This is a genomic window from Variovorax gracilis, from assembly GCF_030317115.1.
Taxonomy (GTDB): Bacteria; Pseudomonadota; Gammaproteobacteria; order Burkholderiales; family Burkholderiaceae_C; genus Variovorax; species Variovorax gracilis.
In genome coordinates, this window is the sequence record NZ_JASZYF010000032.1 from 1 (window position 1) to 18014 (window position 18014).

At 62.5% G+C, this 18014-nt stretch carries 15 protein-coding genes and 1 pseudogene; 7 read left to right on the top strand and 9 right to left on the bottom strand.

Annotated elements, in window-relative coordinates:
• A pseudogene (locus QTH97_RS31225) lies at window positions 1-247 on the top strand (hypothetical protein); the annotation flags it as partial.
• 232 nt (window positions 248-479) lie between these two features.
• Here the strand turns inward: QTH97_RS31225 and QTH97_RS31230 are convergent.
• Together QTH97_RS31230 and QTH97_RS31235 are read right to left on the bottom strand one after the other, a co-directional pair.
• Complete coding sequence (locus tag QTH97_RS31230; RefSeq protein WP_286572476.1) at window positions 480-1613, bottom strand: sensor histidine kinase; 1134 nt, start codon at window positions 1611-1613, stop codon at window positions 480-482.
• 647 nt (window positions 1614-2260) lie between these two features.
• A complete protein-coding gene (locus QTH97_RS31235) occupies window positions 2261-4666 on the bottom strand; it encodes an arylsulfatase (protein ID WP_286572477.1) in 2406 nt (801 codons plus the stop codon).
• A 202-nt stretch (window positions 4667-4868) separates the two neighbouring features.
• Between QTH97_RS31235 and QTH97_RS31240 the strand changes: the two genes are divergently transcribed.
• From QTH97_RS31240 to QTH97_RS31255, 4 genes are all read left to right on the top strand, one after another.
• Entirely contained in the window at window positions 4869-5033 is a 165-nt protein-coding gene (locus QTH97_RS31240; RefSeq protein WP_286572478.1) for a hypothetical protein, read from the top strand.
• A 245-nt stretch (window positions 5034-5278) separates the two neighbouring features.
• Window positions 5279-5743: a hypothetical protein gene (locus QTH97_RS31245; protein ID WP_286571501.1), complete on the top strand. Its 465-nt coding sequence runs from the start codon at window positions 5279-5281 to the stop codon at window positions 5741-5743.
• 475 nt (window positions 5744-6218) lie between these two features.
• A complete protein-coding gene (locus tag QTH97_RS31250) occupies window positions 6219-6677 on the top strand; it encodes a GNAT family N-acetyltransferase (protein WP_286572479.1) in 459 nt (152 codons plus the stop codon).
• 231 nt (window positions 6678-6908) lie between these two features.
• Window positions 6909-7955 (top strand): class I SAM-dependent methyltransferase, encoded by a 1047-nt coding sequence (locus QTH97_RS31255; protein ID WP_286572480.1) that lies wholly within the window; start codon window positions 6909-6911, stop codon window positions 7953-7955.
• A 442-nt stretch (window positions 7956-8397) separates the two neighbouring features.
• Here QTH97_RS31255 and QTH97_RS31260 read toward each other — a convergent pair whose 3' ends face one another.
• From QTH97_RS31260 to QTH97_RS31285, 6 genes are all read right to left on the bottom strand, one after another.
• Window positions 8398-9522 carry a sensor histidine kinase gene (locus QTH97_RS31260; protein WP_286572481.1) on the bottom strand — a complete coding sequence of 375 codons (1125 nt, stop codon included), beginning with the start codon at window positions 9520-9522 and terminating at the stop codon, window positions 8398-8400.
• 479 nt (window positions 9523-10001) lie between these two features.
• Window positions 10002-10124 (bottom strand): hypothetical protein, encoded by a 123-nt coding sequence (locus QTH97_RS31265; RefSeq protein WP_286510802.1) that lies wholly within the window; start codon window positions 10122-10124, stop codon window positions 10002-10004.
• A 26-nt stretch (window positions 10125-10150) separates the two neighbouring features.
• Complete coding sequence (locus QTH97_RS31270) at window positions 10151-11002, bottom strand: SDR family NAD(P)-dependent oxidoreductase (RefSeq protein WP_286572482.1); 852 nt, start codon at window positions 11000-11002, stop codon at window positions 10151-10153.
• A gap of 42 nt (window positions 11003-11044) precedes the next feature.
• On the bottom strand, window positions 11045-11977 hold the full coding sequence (kce, locus tag QTH97_RS31275; protein ID WP_286572483.1) for a 3,5-dioxohexanoate:acetyl-CoA acetone transferase: 933 nt from the start codon (window positions 11975-11977) through the stop codon (window positions 11045-11047).
• Between the two features lie 133 nt (window positions 11978-12110).
• The gene (locus QTH97_RS31280; protein ID WP_286572484.1) at window positions 12111-12839 is read right to left on the bottom strand and encodes an NAD(P)H-dependent oxidoreductase; all 729 of its coding nucleotides are present in this window, start codon (window positions 12837-12839) and stop codon (window positions 12111-12113) included.
• 5 nt (window positions 12840-12844) lie between these two features.
• A complete protein-coding gene (locus QTH97_RS31285; protein WP_286572485.1) occupies window positions 12845-14098 on the bottom strand; it encodes an acyl-CoA dehydrogenase family protein in 1254 nt (417 codons plus the stop codon).
• A 124-nt stretch (window positions 14099-14222) separates the two neighbouring features.
• Between QTH97_RS31285 and QTH97_RS31290 the strand changes: the two genes are divergently transcribed.
• Together QTH97_RS31290 and QTH97_RS31295 are read left to right on the top strand one after the other, a co-directional pair.
• Window positions 14223-15221, top strand: coding sequence for a GlxA family transcriptional regulator (locus tag QTH97_RS31290; RefSeq protein ID WP_286572486.1), 999 nt, complete (start codon window positions 14223-14225; stop codon window positions 15219-15221).
• A gap of 577 nt (window positions 15222-15798) precedes the next feature.
• Entirely contained in the window at window positions 15799-16275 is a 477-nt protein-coding gene (locus tag QTH97_RS31295) for a TAXI family TRAP transporter solute-binding subunit (RefSeq protein ID WP_286572487.1), read from the top strand.
• A gap of 143 nt (window positions 16276-16418) precedes the next feature.
• Here QTH97_RS31295 and QTH97_RS31300 read toward each other — a convergent pair whose 3' ends face one another.
• Window positions 16419-17909 carry an MltF family protein gene (locus tag QTH97_RS31300; RefSeq protein ID WP_286572488.1) on the bottom strand — a complete coding sequence of 497 codons (1491 nt, stop codon included), beginning with the start codon at window positions 17907-17909 and terminating at the stop codon, window positions 16419-16421.
• Window positions 17910-18014 lie beyond the last annotated feature (105 nt).

The window sequence follows — 18014 nt, forward strand, 5'->3', positions numbered from 1 at the left end:
CGGCACGGAATGCCGTCCTGACCTCGCGATCCTCGACTTGGAGATGGGCGGCTTGGATGGCGAAGGAGCAGCGCGAGCATTGCGTTCGGTGTACCCGGATTCCGGGCTCCTACTCGTCGCCCTGTCCGGGAATGTGTTGCGGCTGGCCGAACTTCGGCAGAAGGGCACCTTCGATCACCTGCTGAGCAAACCGGTTGATTTGGTGACGGTGTTTGAACTGGTAAGCAGAAAGATCCTGGACCGTTAGTCGCCCGCCGATCCCATCCCTTATCGGGTCGCGCCTCCGAAGGTCAACTTTTAGAGCTTCAAGAAAGATACGAACGGGGGACTTCTACGCCTGAGGCAGGTCATCTCCGGAACGGCCGCTGATGCTGCGAAGGTTCAGTTGCTGGCATCAATGTGGAGGACAGCATTGGGCCCAAAGGGCCTAGTAGCCGACAGGCTCTAGTCGGCTAAGGACGGACATTCGACTATTGGGCTCACTCAACCAAGAGCGTCTTTCGCGGAAGCTTGATGGTGAAGACACAACCCGTGCCCGGGAGGTCCCGAACGGTCAATACGCCTGCGTCAGCCTCAACGCTTCGTCGCGCGATGGAAAGGCCGAGTCCCAACCCGCTCTTGTTCTCACCGACCTGGACAAAGGGCTGGAAGATGCACGCGGTGGCTCCTGGGGGAAGTCCCCCGCAGTGGTCCTTGACGTCGACCAAGATATAGTCCCCTTCGGCATGGGCGCTCAGGGTGACTTCGGTATGCGCATGGGTGAACTTTATGGCGTTCTGCAGCAAGTTCACCAGGGCCGCCAGGAGCCGCTCGCGGTTTCCCGAGATGCCCAGCCTGGCATCGACGTCGAGGACCGAAAGCGTGCAGCCCTTGGTGCTCGCATCGAGCGAGGCGACATTCCTGGCCTCCGCGACCAACGACGCGGCCGAAAAGGGCGCCTCCTGAGGACCTTCGGCTGTGCCCCTGACCTGAGACAGAGACAGATTCAGTAGGGCCGCCAATGACGTCAGGCTCCTTTTCAGCACGGCGCCGGTCGCACCGCCAACTGGAACCCTCCCCGATTCCAGCGCGGTGAATGCAAGCGTTGCGGTGTGCAAGTAGTTCCGCAGCTCGTGCACCAGCACGCCCAGGCGCTCTCTCTCCTCGGCGGTCTGCTGCAGTGCGACGCTGGCGTCCCGCCAGCTGCTGAATTCGGTGACCGCGTCAGCAATGGCGTTGTCGAGGCAACGGTTCAACGTGCGGAACTCGTCGACGGAGAAGGGCGCGTCGAGTTCAACGGCGAGGTCTGTGATGGCCTGGCAAAGGTCACCATAGTCGTGCACGACCTGGTCGACGGAAAAGCCGAGTTCCATTAGCTGCTTGCCGTGCGCTGCTGCGCTCAGGCCCATTTCGGACAAGGCAGCCGCGTCACCGCCAGCGGCACCTGAAATCCTGAAACTCTCGCCGACCTCACCGTTCTCCTGCGCTTCCAGCGTTCTCATCAGTTGGTCCAGGAAAATCGGAACGCCGTTGGCGAGCTGCGCGGGCGTGGCCGCCCGACGGGGCCGCTGAGCAACCTTGGCCTTGCACCGTTCGATGAGCTCGTCGCGATGGTTGTAAAGGAATCTATGCATACGGTCCTCCATGAGAACCTCGGTTTCGACGAGTTCGAAGAGCTCAGAGGGGAGAATTCAGCGTCCCCTGCGCATCGGCGAGGTCAGGCCATCAGCTCACATCATGCGCTCTTTGGCGCTGTAGATGTTACGCCCCCGAACACCTGCCGGTCCGGGCGAGCAAGGTCTCGATGACGGCCCTGCTCAGGTTCGGCGACTAGGAAGGACGGAGCACTGCAAGAGAGCTGCGGATGACGGAAATTCGAAGGCCCGAAACCGACTGCCCTGAGCGTCCGCTTTCGCAAGGCGTGAAGTTCCCTTTCGGGCCCGGAATTGCCATCGAATGCCGACCGGGGAATTCAATTGTGCAGCGAATGCCGACTTCGCGACCAGGACCCCTTGATGGCGCAGACCAGCCGTTCCCACTCGACGCAGGGAAGCCTGCAACGTGCCCATTGCGGAAGTAGCCGCTACAAAATTGATTGCCCCAAACCAGACACCGATCGCTGGATCACCGCCGACGGAGACACCCGGGTGTCGGGTCGCGGTTCCTATGGTGAAAGTCGCAAGGCAGGCAGCCTCGCGTCCTGGAGGCGCCTTCCGGAAAGGAGCCCTTTGACGGGCGGTTCATGGTGATAGCAGACTTCTACCGAAACGGCTGGTGCGTCTCACCGGACCTCCAGGCTCACCTTCTCGATCTTCCCAGTGAATCGGCTCTTGATGCCCGCCACGTAGTCGCCTGAGACGGGCGTGTCATCGTCCTCGCCAACGTCAGCACCCTCGTCGGGCGAGATGATGAACGGAATGGTTTTTTCGATCCGACCTTCGGCAACCTTCTGCCCGCCGACCGATAGAGAAGCCGTGCCACCTTTGCCGGGGCCGCCGCCGTCATACGCGAAGTCCAGCTTGATGGTCGCCTTACCCGGCGGAAGCGCCTGAGGAGAGGCCACCGTGTAGCGTTCGAGGCCAACCCAGTTATAGGTGTACGTGGGTCTGCCGTCCTTCAGGTACAGGCTGAAGCCGCCGAAACGCCCGCCTTGCGCGAAGATCACGCCCTCGGCGCCGCCTTGTGGGACGTCGATCTCGGCGGCGATCGTGCTGGAGCGGTTCTTCGCGTTGATGAACGTGTTCTCCATCATGCCTGTCATGCCCGGGTAGAGCGTGATCGAAGTACGCGTTCCCATCAAGTCGGGGCGCCCGGCGATCGCCGCGTTGAAGCGCTCGACGCTGCGGTCGTCGATCGGAAGCACGTTGTACTTCGCCGCCTCTTTCAGGAACACGGCCTGCATCTGCTTCAACTTCGCCGGCTGCGTCCCAGCAAGGTCGGTGGCAAGGCTGTAGTCTTTGCGCGCATCGAAGAGTTCCCACGTGTCCTTGTCGAGCGTCGCGCGTGGCTTGGGTTCCCATGGCGCCCTGTGCACGGTACGCGCGAGCCAGCCATCGTGGTAGATGCCGCGGTTGCCGAGGATCTCGAAATACTGCGTTTTCCGTCGGTCGGCCGCCTTCGCATCGTTGAGCGTGTAAGCCATGCTCACGCCCTCGAAGGGCTTCTGGACCGTGCCGTTGACAGACTTTGGAAACGGCAACTGCGCAACTTCGAGCACCGTCGGCGCGAGATCGGTGATGTACTGCCACTGGGAGCGAATTTCTCCCCTCGTCTTGATCCCCTTTGGCCAGTGCACGACCATGCCGGTCTTGGTGCCGCCATAGTCTCCCGCCACCTGCTTTGTCCAGGCGAAAGGCGCATCGCCAGCGACGGCCCAGCCGGCGGCATAGTGTGGGTAGGTTTCCGGGCCGCCCCACTTATCGAGGTTCTTCAACTGGTTTTCAACGGTCTCCGGGACACCATTGAAGAACGTAAGTTCATTGAACAGGCCGGTCGCCCCACCCTCGGCGCTCGCACCGTTGTCACCGGCGACGTAGATGAAGAGCGTGTTGTCCATCACGCCCAGATCCTCTATCGACTTCACCAGGCGACCGATCTCGTAGTCGGCCTGCTCGGCAAATCCGGCGAAGACTTCCATCTGGCGTGCAAACAGTCGTCGCTCATCGGGCGTCAGCTTGTCCCAATCCTTGATTCCGGCGGGCTTGGGCGCGAGCTTCGTTCCAGCCGGCACGATGCCGAGCTTGATCTGCCGGGCCAGAGCGTCCTCGCGGTACTTGTCCCAGCCCTCATCGAATTTGCCCTTGTATTTATCAGCCCATTCCTTGGACACATGGTGCGGCGCGTGGGTAGCGCCAGGGGCGAAGTACATGAAGAACGGCCGGTCGGGGGTCATCGACTGCTGGAACCGAGCCCAGGCGATGGCCTGGTTCGTCATGTCTGTCATGAAGTGGTAGTTCGGATCGGCGGGCAACTCGACCCGGGTCACCCCGTCGTACAAGAGCGGCGACCATTGGTTGGTCTCTCCGCCGAGGAAGCCGTAGAACTTCTCGAAGCCCGACTGGGTGGGCCAGGTCGTGTAGGGGCCGGAGATGCTGGTTTCCCAGGCCGGCGTCAGATGCCACTTGCCGAATGCGGCCGTGTTGTAGCCGTTCAGGCGCAGCATCTCCGGCAGTGGCGCGACGCTCGCCGGGCGAATGCCAGTGTTGCCCTCGAACGCGGTCGCGATCTCCTGGACAGCGCCGGTGTTGTTGGTGTGATGATTGCGGCCCGTGATCAACGCCGCCCGCGAGGGCGAGCACAACGCAGCGACGTGCATGTTGTTGTAGCGCAGGCCGTTGGCGGCGAGCCGGTCGAGCGTCGGCATGGCAATCGCGCCGCCGAAGGTGCTCGGATGCGCAAACCCCATGTCGTCGAGCAACACGATCACGACGTTCGGCGCGCCCTTCGGGGCTTTCACCTCGAAACGGGGCGGCGCCTTTGCGTTGCGCACGTCGACTTGGGTGATGGGCGTGCGCCGTGGCTCGGCGATCGGAAGGACGGTCCGGTCGAGCGCGCCCGGTGACGCCTTCTGTGCCGCAGCGACGCCCGCGAGGCTCAGGCCCAGCGCGAATGCTGTCAACGCGCAACGCAGGCTGTCCCGTTTCATCGGCGTACGGCCCCGGGAAAGATCGTCATTCGACTTTCTCATGGTGCTTCCTCCAAGTTCGATCGGGTTGCCGCCCGATGCGGCGTTCCGCAACTACTTGCGGACGACTGCCGCGCCATTGGGGCCGGCGCACCCCGCACGGTAAACGCCCTTCGCGCAAATCACCTTTGGTGCCGGTGGCGGTACCGGCTTGCGGACGGCGGCGGCGCCATTCGGTCCGACACAGCCCGCGCGGTAGACGCCCTTGGCGCAGGCCGCCGCCGAGGCGTCCAGCGGCAGCAAAGCCGCCAACATCAGTACGACGGCGGCGGCGGTAAATGAGCACGGTCCGTTCATGATGAGTTCCTTTCTAGAAACGACGTTTCTCAATCACCGGCACAGCTTCTCGAACAAGCTCACCCTCGGCTAGACGATCGCCGAGGGCAGCACGGATCACTGTAGACCTTGCGCGCACTGCGCGCACCGCCACCTACCCTTGCTGGCAGTAGACGGCGAGCATTCCGAAGTCCATAGTGGATGCGAGAGATATTCGCGTCTGAACCTTGCCCTCGAGCCATCGTCGTCATCGTCCCTGGCGAATTCAGTTTCGGTTCAGGTGAATTCGAGCGGCGGCGCTGACGCGACGCGCGCCATCATTGATCGGAGGTCCACGAAATGAAGCATCGAACCCTGTGCTTCCTGGCGTTGGCAGGTTTGTTGATTTCCGAAGCCAGCGCACAACAGTACGTGTACCCGGCCAAGGGCCAGAGCCCAGAGCAACAGAAGAGTGACGAGGCCGCCTGCTATTCGTGGGCGGTCAAGCAGTCCGGCTTTGATCCAGCCAAACCACCTCCGCCCGCGCCCACGGCCAAGCCGCCGACCACAGCGACTGGGACGACCCCGGGGGCAGGTGCTCGCGGCGCATTGCGCGGCGCTGCTGTCGGCGAGATCGCCGGCGGAAACGCCAGCGCCGGTGCGGCGGCGGGTGCGGTGGCTGCGCGCGGGCAAAGCCGCCGGCAGAACGTGGCGGCAGCGAATTCGGCCCAGCAGCAGCAGGCGTCGGCCACGCAGCAAAAGCAGGCTTCGTTTGCCAGGGCTCGCGCCGCATGCCTAGAGGGTCGTGGCTATACGGTCAAGTAAGGCGGGGCCCAGGTCGAGGCATTCGGCCAGCCATGGTGGCTTTGACGCGGGGCGCAAACGTTGGGGGCGTCCGCACGCCTCGCGGCGCCGACTAGCTCAAGCGGCGCCGCGGCGCTCATCTTCTCCATCACGGCGGAAAGGCTGAAGCTCGCAGGCCCCGCACATCTGCAACGACGCATCCGCATTCCGAACACGCGCCTCCATTGCTCGAGACGGATCGCTCAAAAGCAGACCTTGACGTATGTCGGCTCGTGGCCGGGACTACCTGTTCGTCAAGCTCGCCGTTAGCAGCCCTTGGCGAACAGCGCGATCACGCCGAAGGTCAGCTATCAAGCGCGGTCTCGAATTGGTGCTCGCGGCCATGAGGCGACCTTCGCAGACGTGGCACGATGAATGCAGGAAGCGGCCGCTCCCCTGTGACGCGACACACTGATGACCCGGGTAGCACAATCGCCGAATGAGTTGAGGCTTAGCGATGACAGCACCTGCAATCAGAGTCCGTGTAGCGTATCAGCGCGATGCTCTCGCGGCGTCGGCCTGCGTCAACGCTGCTTTCGAGCCCTATGTGGAGCGAATCGGCAAGCCGCCCGCACCGATGCTCTCCGACTATGCAGCACTGGCCGTCGAAGGGAAGGTTTGGGTCGCGGAGCTGGGTGAACAGGTGGTCGGTGTTCTGGTTCAGTATGAGACTGCAGACGGCTTCTACATCGATACGGTCGCGGCGTCCCCGCAGACGCATGGTACGGGGGTGGGCCGTGCATTGCTGGAGTTTGCCGAAGGCGAGGCTCGCAGACGCGGCTTCGAGTCCATTTGCCTCTGCACGAACTCCAAGATGACGGAGAACCAAGTGCTTTATCCCAAGATTGGTTACGTCGAATACGACCGCCGAGCCCAGAGCGGCTACGAGCGTGTGTTCTATCGAAAGCGAATCTAACCATGGGGTGAGCAACAAGGCCTCATAGCGCGCCAGTATTGGTACTGACAGAGCGTCAGTACCTCGATGATTTGGCAACTGTGCGGAGTCGGGCCAAGTGGCTACAGAAGCCACGTTGACCCGCTCAACTAGACGGTAGGAGAATTCTTCGCGCACCGGGTGGTGCGCTCCCCGGCCGAGTCGCGGGCTACCCGCGCCGATGTGTCGTCCCAGCCCGCGGAGGACGATGTAATGGATGAAGCCAAACTTAACGAGTTCATGGGCAAGCTCGTCATCGACATGGGCGGCGCGGCCATCATGGCCAACGTGATCCTCGGTGAAGAACTGGGGTTGTACCGGGCGATGGCCGACGGAAACCCGGTTACGCCAGACCAGCTGGCCGAGCGCACCAGCTGCAACGCCCGGCTCGTGCGTGAGTGGCTCAGCGGCCAGGCGGCGAGCGGCTACGTCGAACACGACCAGGGCCGGTTCAGGCTCCCCGAAGAGCAGGCCATGGCGCTGGCGCAAGAGGACTCGCCGGTCTACGTGGCCGGCGGAGCGGTCGTGCTTGCCAGTATGTACTTCGATAAGGACAAGGTGGTCACCGCAATGCGCGGCAACGGCGCGCTGTCGTGGGCCGACCACCATCCCTGCCTCTTCTCTGGAACCGAGCGTTTCTTCCGGCCCGGCTATCGAGCCCACCTGGTCAGCGAATGGCTGCCGGCGCTCGACGGCGTGGTGTCCCTGCTCGAGCAGGGCGCAAAGGTCGCCGACGTCGGCTGCGGTCACGGTGCGTCCACATTGATCATGGCGAAGGCATATCCGAAATCGACCTTCCACGGATTTGACTTTCACGACCCCTCGATCGAGCAGGCTCGCCAACGCGCGGCGGACGCCGCTGTCGGGGATCGGGTCCAGTTCACCCAGGCGACTGCACGCGAATTCCCGGGCAGCGATTTTGATCTGGTGTGCTTCTTCGACTGCCTGCACGACATGGGCGATCCGGTGGGGGCAGCCCAGCGAGCGCACGAGGCGCTAAAGCCGGGAGGCTCCGTGCTGCTGGTCGAACCGTTTGCCAACGACGAACTGGACGAGAACTTGAATCCCGTGGGCCGGCTGTTCTACGCGGCGTCGACTTGCATCTGCACGCCCAACTCACTGTCGCAGGATGTGAAGCTGGGGCTTGGCGCGCAGGCCGGCGAACGCCGGCTGAGGCACGTCTTCGCTGAGGCGGGCTTCTCCCGCTTCCGCCGCGCGACCGAGACGCCGTTCAACTTGGTGCTGGAGGCGCGCAAGTAACACCCGGCCAAGCTCGTTTACGTGGGCTTCCAGGCGCACGGCTCCCGAGGGGAGGTTCTGCCGGCCTTTCGCTTGTGGCCGGCATTGCCAGTTCACGGGGCTGGCCCGAAGGCGCGCTCAAGACTGTCTGCTGTCCTTCGAATTTGGCTACCGAATGACAGGGGTCGCCGAGACCAGACCTTGGCACTTTTTTTGACGAACCGCCGGTCCACTTTGGAACTCGACCGTCGCCGGTGTCGCCAGTTCGGTTCGCGGGCGGCAACGGATGAGCATGACGAAGTCGCGCGTGAGCGACTGCTTTTGAATGTCGCGAAATGGGGTCCAAAGCTGAAGTTCGCCACGCTCCGAAACAGGCACTCATCGGCTACACCGGAGCCTGATGGACCGCCGTGGTACAGGCCAAACCTGCCGTTTTGAATGGCGCGCTGGAGCGACCCAACTGCTATGGAAGCGTCCTGCGCGGAAGCTTGATGGTGAACACGCACCCGGTGCCAGGCACGTCTTGCACGGTCAAAAGCCCAGCGTCCGCCTCGACATTACGCCGAGCGATGGAAAGACCAAGCCCCAACCCGCTCTTGTCGTCACCGACCTGCTTGAAGGGTCGAAAGATGCTTGCGGTAGCTCCTGATGGAAGACCTCCGCAGTTGTCCTTGACATCGACCAGAACATGATCCCCCTCGGCGTAAGCGCTTAGCGTAACTTCCGAGCCAGGGTGGGTGAATTTGAATGCGTTCTGGAGCAGGTTCACCAAAGCCGCTAAGAGAAGCTCCCGATCCCCAGAGATTCCCAGTGCGACGTCCACATCTGGAACCGTAAAAGTGCAGTTCTTGACGCTCGCGTCGAGCGAAGCGGCATTCTTGGCGTCTGCCACAAACAATGAGAGCGAAAAAGCCTCCGCGTTCGGCGTTGCAACTGCGCCTCTGACCTGCGATAGCGACATGTCGAGCAAGGCGGCCAGAGAAGCCAGACTCCTTTTCAAGACGCCGCCGGTCGCACCACCGATTGGAACTTTCCCCGATTCCAGTGCCGAAAACGCAAGCGTTGCGGTGTGCAGGTAATTTCGGAACTCGTGAACCAGGACGCCGAGACGTTCGTTCTCATCTGAGGACTGCTGCAAAGCGACGCTCGCGTCACGCCAGACGCCGAACTCGGTAACCGCATCGGCAATGGCGTTGTCGAGACAACGATTCAAGGTGCGGAATTCATCAACGGAGAATGGCGCATCGCGCTCGACCGCAAGGTCTGTAATGGCTTGGCAAAGGTCACCGTAGTCGTGCACCACCTGGTCTACGGTATAGCCAAGTCCTAGAAGCTCCTTCCCGTGCGCCGCGGCGCTCAGGCCCATTTCGGACAACGCGGAATCACCACCAGCGGCACCGGAGATCCTGAAGCTCTCGTCAATTTCGCCGTTCTCCTGCGCTTCCAGCGTTCTCATCAATTGATCCAGGAAGATCGGAACGCCGTTGGCAAGCTGCTCTGCTGTCGCGGCCCGCCTTGGTCGCTGCGCGACCTTCTCCTTGCACCGCGCAATCAACTCTTCCCGGTTGTTGGATAGGAATCGATGCATGTGGTCCTCCGACGCTGCCCCGGTCCGAGCTGGGTGGGCAAAACTCGTGTTCACGAAACCTGGCAGTCCACCACATTTCGCGTTGTTCGCTACCGAACGTAACACGGTCGGAGAATCTAGTTAAGGGGCGGACGATCGATTTCCTGATCGTAAGACCCCTGGAAAGGAAGATAAGTTCTGCAGATCCCGCGTCGGCATGGGTGAAGAGCCGGCCAAGGACACTGACCGGATGACCCTTAGAAAGACTCCCGGCCGGCTGCCCGCCAGCGCGCGACCCCATCTAGAGTTTTTAAAGGCCTGCTCCTCAGCCAAGCGCGCGGCCTAAAAAAAAGCGCAGCGAAGCGACTGACTGGTCTGGCCGCGAGTATCAATTCGCGGCCGTGCATGACAGCTGACCTTCGGCGTGATCGCCCGGTTAGCCAACCACCGCTCTAGGCGAGCTTGGCGAACAGGCAGTCCCGGCCATGAGCATCTAAAACTCATGACTGCTTCAGGGCGACATCCTGACGTTGCCTCTCGCGCGCGGATAGCGATACGGCCTGTGCGATCCACTCCAAGATGGCTAGATCGGCAGCGGTGGCCGCGACCGTCAGCGCGCTCATGCAAATGTTCCCTTCGACTGTGGCAATCAGATGATCATGCCGCCGTTGGGGCTGATCACCTGCCCGACCAGGTAGTGTTCGTCCGAGGCAAGGTACACCGCGAGCGACGCGTATTCCTCAGGCCGGCCGACTCGCCCGAGCGGGATCAACTGGTTCACGCGGTTCCTCTGCTCTTCGCTGGCACGCGCGAGATAGTCCTCCAACGGCGGCGTCAGGATGCCGCCGCAGGCGATGGCATTCACGTAGATGTTGGCGCCGGCGACATCCAGCGCGCTGGTCTTGGTCAGGCTGATGACGCCGGCCTTGGTCGCCGAGTAGCCGGGGCTGTGCGTGCTGCCAGCGCCCAGCCCGGCGATCGAGGCGATATTGATGATCTTGCCCGAGCGCCGTGGCTCCATGAGACGCAGCGCTGCGCGGGTGCAAAAAAACACGCCGTGCATGTTGACTCCCCACCATTTGAGCCAGTCGTCGTCGGACAGCGAAGACACGATGCCCAGCGACTGGCGCGGCATCGGCGTCGTCACGTATTGCTGGTGCAGGTTGCGCCGTGTCTCCTCGGCGGGCGCATTGGGCACGCGCGCGGCGTTGTTGACCAGGATGTCGACCGTGCCGAAGCGCTGCACAGCCTGCGTGAACATCGCGTCGACGGCGGCGCTATCGGAGACATCGCAGCGCAGCGCGAGGCATTGCACACCCTGTGCCTCGAGCCGAGACTGCGTGTGTTGCAGCGCCCCCTGGTCGATGTTGCACAGCACGAGATGCGCGCCCTCGTCGGCCATCGCCTCTGCAATCACGCCGCCCAGGCCAGGGCCGGCGCCGGTGACCAGGGCGACCTTGCCGGCCAGGCGGGCCGCACGCAGTCTCTTCTCTTCATTCATCTGGTGCCTCATGAGTAAGCAAGGCCAGTCGCGCGGGCCAACTCAGAACCCGACGTTCTCGGCGCCCTTGAGCGAAAGAATCTCGCGCGCCTGCGCCGGCGTCGCGACCTGCAGGCCAAGCCCTTCCAGGATCTCGCGGACCTTGCGCACCTGCTGCGCGTTCGACTCGGCCAGCTTTCCTGGAGCGATCCACAGGCTGTCTTCCAGCCCGACGCGCACATTTCCCCCCATCGACGCAGCCATGGCCGCCACCTTCATCTGATTGCGGCCCGCGCCGAGCACCGACCATCGGAAGTCGTTGCCGAAAAGGCGGTCCGCGGTGCGCTTCATGTGCATGACGTCGTCCGGATGTGCGCCGATGCCGCCCAGGATGCCGAACACGGTCTGGACAAAGAAGGGCGGCTTGACGAGCCCGCGATCGATGAAGTGGGCCAGGTTGTAGAGGTGCGAGGTGTCGTAGCACTCGAACTCGAAGCGCGTGCCGCTGGCCGACAGTTCCCGCAGCGAGGTTTCGATGTCACCGTAGGTGTTGCGGAAGACCAGGTCCTTGCTGCCCTCCAGGTACGACCGCTCCCAGTCGTGCTTGAATTCCTTGAAGCGATCCAGCATCGGGAACAAGCCGAACCCCATCGAACCCATGTTCATCGAGGCGACCTCGGGCTGCAACTCGGTCGCGGGTCGGATGCGTTCTTGCACCGACATGTAAGGCGAGCCGCCGGTAGTCAGGTTGACCACCGCATCGCATTCGCCCTTGATGCGCCCCAGAAAGGGCGTGAAAGCCTCAGGACGCTGGTCCGGTCTACCGGTCACCGGGTCGCGGGCATGCAGATGGATGATGGCGGCGCCTGCCCTCGCCGCCGCGATCGAAGACTCCGCGATCTCTTCTGGCGTCACCGGCAGGTGCGGCGACATCGAGGGCGTGTGGATCGCGCCGGTGATGGCGCAGCTGATGATGACGACATTCTGTTGGTACATGCGTTGCTCCTTTTGGAAGCTTGATTGTTCCGCGTCCGTGCAATGCCGATTGACCGGGAGTGACATGCATTTACCTTAGCGGGACATTCCGAGTACCGCCCCCTGTCGAAGACGTCGAGTGCGCCAGTCAGGATCAGGTCCCCGAGAGGAGCTCTTGGCTACGTCGTGGATACAGGCGCTCGTCGTACTCAGACAGGCTGGGAAACCTGAGCAGGGCCTCTTCGCAGCTCAGGGACTGCAAGCGCGTGCGCCATGCTTCGAGAACATGCCGCCGCTGGTCGTCGGATACATAGGGGATATGCCAACCGACAACGGGTTCGAGCACACTCATGCCGGTGTAGGCGAGCGTGCCTTGCAGGAGATGCCTGAGCATGTCCTTCAACGGCCCGTGGATACCACTCTCGCCGAACATGTGTTCCTGTCCACCCAGCGTCAGGCTCACGAGTGCACGCTTGCCGCGAAGGCCTCCACGGTCGTAGAAGCGCTTTCCGCCATATACGGTCCCCGAAACCAGCACGCGGTCGATCCAGCCCTTCAGGATCGCGGGGGTGGAGAACCAGAACACGGGAAAGTTCAGGATGAGCAGGTCGCACCACAGCAGCTTCTCGAGCTCTGCCTGGATGTCGGCGGCAATCGTGCCCGTCTGCATCCCTTGCCGTTGCTCCAACGCGTAGGCGCAGTAGTCGGGATTGGCCCGCACGCCGAAGTCTTCGGCCGACGCAACGGGATTGAACTTCATGGCGTACAGGTCCGAGACCTGCACTTCGTGGCCCTGGTGAAGAAGCTCCTCGAGCGCCACCGACTTCAGTGCGGCACTTAAGGACCGGGGCTCGGGGTGAGCGTGAACGACGAAGACCTTCATGGCATTCAGCCCGTGATGTCCTTGCCGAAGATGGCCCGGGCGATCACGAGCTTCTGGATCTCGTTGGTGCCCTCGTAGATCTCCGCGATCTTGCAATCGCGATAGATCTCCTCCACGCGGTAGTGCGAGCCGTCGGCTGCCAGCTCGGCCATGAAGCCATAGCCGCCGAAGATCTGCACGCCATCGCGCGCGAACTCGGCGGCGAGGTTGGTCGCATACCACTTCGCCATGGCCGCTTCGGGCTCCGGAAACGCCTCGCCCGCATCCATGCGCAGGGCCGCTTTCATGTAGAGGTTGCGTGCATTCTCGATCTCGGTGGCGCGTTCGGCCAGCTTGAACTGCCAGTGCTGGAACTGCGCGATCTTCTTGCCGAAGGCCTGCCGCGTCGTTAGGCGCTCGACGCTGTGGTCGAAGGTCGCCTGTGCCATGCCGACGCCGCTCGCGGCGATGCCGATGCGCCCGTAGGTCAACGTCTGCAATGCGATCTTGAGGCCGCCGCCGACTGCGCCAACGACGTTCTCGGCGGGAACCTGCACGTTGTCGAAGTAGATGTCGGCGGTCAGCTGGCCGTGATTGCCCATTTTCCGATCGGGCGCGCCGACGCGCACGCCCGGTGAATCCAGGTCGATGACGATCTCGGTCATGCGGCCTTCTTCCGCGCACAGCAGCACAACGAAATCGGCGACCGGCGCGTTCGTGATGAAGCGCTTGCGGCCATTGACCACATAGCCACCGCCCTCGCGGTTCGCGAAGGTCTGCATCGTCTTGATGCTCAGATCCGTGCTGGCATCGGGCTCGGTGGTGGCGAAGCTGCCGATCTTCTCGCCAGCCAGCAGCGGGGCGAGGTAGCGCTGCTGCAGCGCAGGCGATGCGTGTTCCAGCGCATGGCCGGCCAGGATGCAATGCACGTCGACCAGGGCCGCGACAGAGTTCGAGTAGTAGGCCAGTTCCTCGATGAGCGCGGCCGTGGCGCAGGCCGGGTACTTCAGCCCGCGTCCGCCCACCTCGGCCGCGAAGGGAATGCGGAACAGGCCCGCATCGGCCATCTTGCGAAACAGCTCGCGCGGGAAATTCTCGACCGACTCCTCGCGGTGCCCGATCTCCCACGCCACCGGCGCGACGTGCTGGTCGGCGAAGCGGCGAACTTCCTCGCGGATGGCCAGCGTTTCCGCGGGCGTCAGCAGGTCGTGATAGAGCTTCGGTTGATGGCGCTCGGGCGCCTGCTGTGTCAGTGCAACGGTGTTGTCTCTGGCGTTCATGTCTCGTGTTTCCTGTGGGGGGTGGTGGGCGCTGCCGGCCCGTTGATGTGAGACGAGTCTAGGTTTCGGGGCTTCCGCGGTACATTGGCGAAATTGACGTTTTCAATGCGAAATCGGACAACCCATGCCTCGTGCCGCAATCCTTGCCTTTGACGGCTGCTATGCCTCCAGCCTTGGCGGGTTCGCCGACATCCTGCAGGTGGCGAATTCGCATTTGCGCAGGCAGCAGGGTGCTTCCGCGGCGCTCTTTGAGTGGCGCTTCGTGTCGCTGACGGGCGAACCCGTCGCAGCAAGCAATGGCCTGCAACTGCAGACACACAAGGTCGGCGCGCGCGAACATTTCGACCTCGTCTTCATACCGAGCCTGCACTACGCCGGCCACTCGAAGTTCGACCAGTTGCTCAAGGGTCAGTCCGCCGTGTGCGCGTGGCTCACATCGCAGTGGCGTCGCGGCGCCTGGCTCGCGGCCAACTGTACGGGCACCTTCATCCTGGCTCAGACAGGTCTCCTGGACGGGCGCATCGCCACGACGACCTGGTGGTTGGAACGGCAGTTCCGCACGCGCTTTCCGCGTGTCGATCTGCAATTGCGACCCGTGCTCACGGAAGTCGATCGCCTGCTCTGCGCCGGCGCCTCGGCGTCTTACCTGCTGCAGGCGGTTCGAGTAGTCGAACGATTCTCCGGCCCGGCGATCGCGTCGCAATGCGCCAAGAGCATGCTCATCGACGTCAGCCAGACGACCCAGACGCCCTACCTGCCCTTGCTCGCGGACATCAGCCACACCGACGCGGTGGTTCATCGCGCGCAGCACTGGTTGCAATCGAACATGGCCCGAGCCGTGCGCATTTCCGAGCTTGCTGCCGAGTTGGCCGTGAGCGAAAGAACGTTGGTCCGACGCTTCGGCGCCGTCCTCGATCAGTCCCCGCTGACCTACTTGCAACACCTGCGTATCGACTCCGCTCGTGCCCTCCTGGAAGCCAGCGATCTCGGCGTCGATCAGATCGCGTCACAGGTGGGCTACAACGACCCCAGTTCCTTTTCGCGGCTGTTTCGCGAGCGCATGGGACTGAGCCCGGGCGCCTATCGAAGTCGATACCAGTCCATGGGTGTCGAGTCCCCCTAGACCTCAAACGCAGCGCCGCAGCTTCGACAAGTCAACTGCGGATGGGATCGCTTCAAGGCGGGCATTCGTGCTTTCCCGCACTTTCCCGGATTGATAAATGGATGTCTCCGTCCGTCAATTGCGAACACCCGTCGGCATTGCAAACTTCTCCCTTGTTGAACGCCGAAAGCCAGGTGACGCGTGCTGATTCCTCCGCTGATATTGACGCGAGGTATGGCGCATGAAACTTCGTGATTTGCCGATGACAATACGACGTGATCGGGTGCGCTGGGCGTCGCTCGCGGTGGCATGCATCGCCGTCGCGGATCCTTGGCGCATGGCTGCTGCAGCGCTCGATTCCGCGCCACATCGTGCTCGCGTCCGGCCTGCAAGACGGCAAGTACCACCAGTACGCGCGGCGCTACAAAGAGATTGTGGCGCGCGAGCGCGTGACGGTTGAGGAGCGCATGACGGGCGGCGCGGAAGAGAACGCGCGCTTGCTGCAAGACCCACATTCCGGCGTCGACGTGGCGTTCATGCACGGTGGTTATGCTCGCCGCGCTGTACTACGAGCCGCTGTGGATCTTCTATCGCGACAGTGTCGTGCACGCAGTTTGATGAACTTCGCTATAAGCGGCTCGCCGTGGGCTCATCGAGTAGCGGTATGCGCGCGTTCATGGAACCGCTGCTCGCCGCGAACGGCATCACCAGTTTCAACACTGAACTGGTGCCCTTGACCAACCTGCCCGCCCTGCGCGCGTTGCAAGCTGGACAGGTCGATGCCGCGTTCCTGATCGGTCCTGTGCCGTTTCCGGCGATCTTTCAGGCCCTGCACGACCCTGACTTGAAACTGTTGAGCCTGCACGCGCGGAAGCCTATCAGCGCAATTGAACAACACATTCCCGTGACTGACGTCAAGTTGATCGGAACCAGGGCGATGTTGGTTTCGCGCGAAGGGTTGTCGCCGCCAATCGTCAACCTGCTCCTCGAAGCACCGGCGCGTTGCCGATCCGGCAATGGCTGGAAGACTTGGGCCGGATCGAGCAGGCCGCCGCGCGAGGCCGCACCCCTGTGAGCTACGCCAGCGAAGCCTTTACGCTACGCGAGCACATTGGTCTGGTTCGCCAGCAAGTGGCCGCAAAGGCGCAAGGCGCGAGCGCCGGTGCGGGTGGGGGCAACGAGATGTCGGGGCCGCACTGAGTGCAAGACAGCGAACTCCTACTTGGTGCCGCCTTTGACCTTTTCGACGGCTTCCTTCGCCGCAACCCGGTTTTCCTGCATCAGCCGATAGCCGACGTAGTACTTGTAGATGTTGTTGACATAGGTGATCGTCTCCTGCCCGATCTTCTCGGCCACCACATACTCCACGTTCTGGAACCAGACGTTGGGGTCGAGGCTGCGCTTGGCAGCCTCCTTGCGCATCGATGAAATGCGGCCCGCACCGGCGTTGTACGAGGCGAAGGCGAACAACGCCTTGTCCAGTGGCGTCATGGGTTCCTTCTCGTAGTACTGGTCGATCATCCAGCGCATGTACTTGACGCCTGCGTGGATGTTTGCCTCGGTCTGCGTGATGTCGCCCACCTTCATGTCCTTGCCGGTGGCGGGCATCAGTTGCATGACGCCGATGGCGCCCACCTTGCTCTTTGCGTTCTGGTTGAGCTGAGACTCCTGGTAGCCCTGAGCGCCCATCAACACCCAATCCACGTTGTATTGGTCGCCGTACTTGCGGAAATAGTCGATCAGCGCCTGAAACTTCTTGCGCTCTTCCGCGGAAGCCGAATCCTTCACGTACTTGACGTTCTTCAGGTAGCGCGTCAGGAGCTGGTTGCCCATCGCAGTGCCGACCTTGTTGCGATTGGCGAAGTCGTCCACCAGCGCCTTGAGTTGCGGGCTCTCCTTGCGAATCGCCCAGGCGATCTCGCCCCCGGTGCGGACTGCCACGTTGTCGTGCACGGTGACTTTGGGGAATATCTGCTTCCAGAAGTCCGCGATGTATTTGTCAACGACGACGATCGGGACGAGTCCGGCATTGAGCATTTCGAGAAGGTCTTCGTCTTCCAGTGTCTCCGGGGCTTCCTTGAGATTGACCGGCGCCTTCTTCTCGACAGCGAACTTCTTGTTGAGCGCAACCAGGCTTTCGTAGTAGCTCGACGACTTGCGCACGAAAACGTCCTTGCCAGCGAGATCGTCCAGGTCGGTGATCTTCGGTGAGGCCGGCCCCGTCACTACGACCTCGCTGACGTTGCTCATGCCGGCCGAGGAGAAGTCCACCAGTTTCTGGCGTTCCGGTGTGATCGTGAGATTCGCCGCTGCGATGTCACCCTTGCCCGCGGCAAGTCCGGCGAGCAGTCGGTCGTGCCCCATCGGGATGAAGACCACCCGCACCTTCAGGTTCTTGTTCTTGAGCTTGCCTTCGGCGGCAAGCTTCTTGTTGAGCTCGTCCTCCAACAGCCGGAAGTGGTCGACAACGACGCCGCGGCTCACGCCCTTGTCGACGAAGAAGAAGGTCTTGCTGTTGACGGTCAGCACGCGGATCACACGCCGCTCGATCATTCCGTCGAGGTCGCCGGTCCACGGCTTCGCGTGGGCGAGGTCGAACGTCAGGATGTCTCCGGCCTCCTTCTTCGAGCCCGGTTCCTGGGCGAACGCGAGACCTCCGGACAGGAAGAAGACAAGCGCAAGACGCAGCAGGCCATGGGCGGTTTCCATCTTCGTGTCCTTTCAGTCCGTGCGGTGGGTGTACTGTGCGGACAACTTGCCGTGTCTGGCTTGTATCAGGCATGTTGCGCCTGTCGGCGCAAGGGTGCAATCGGA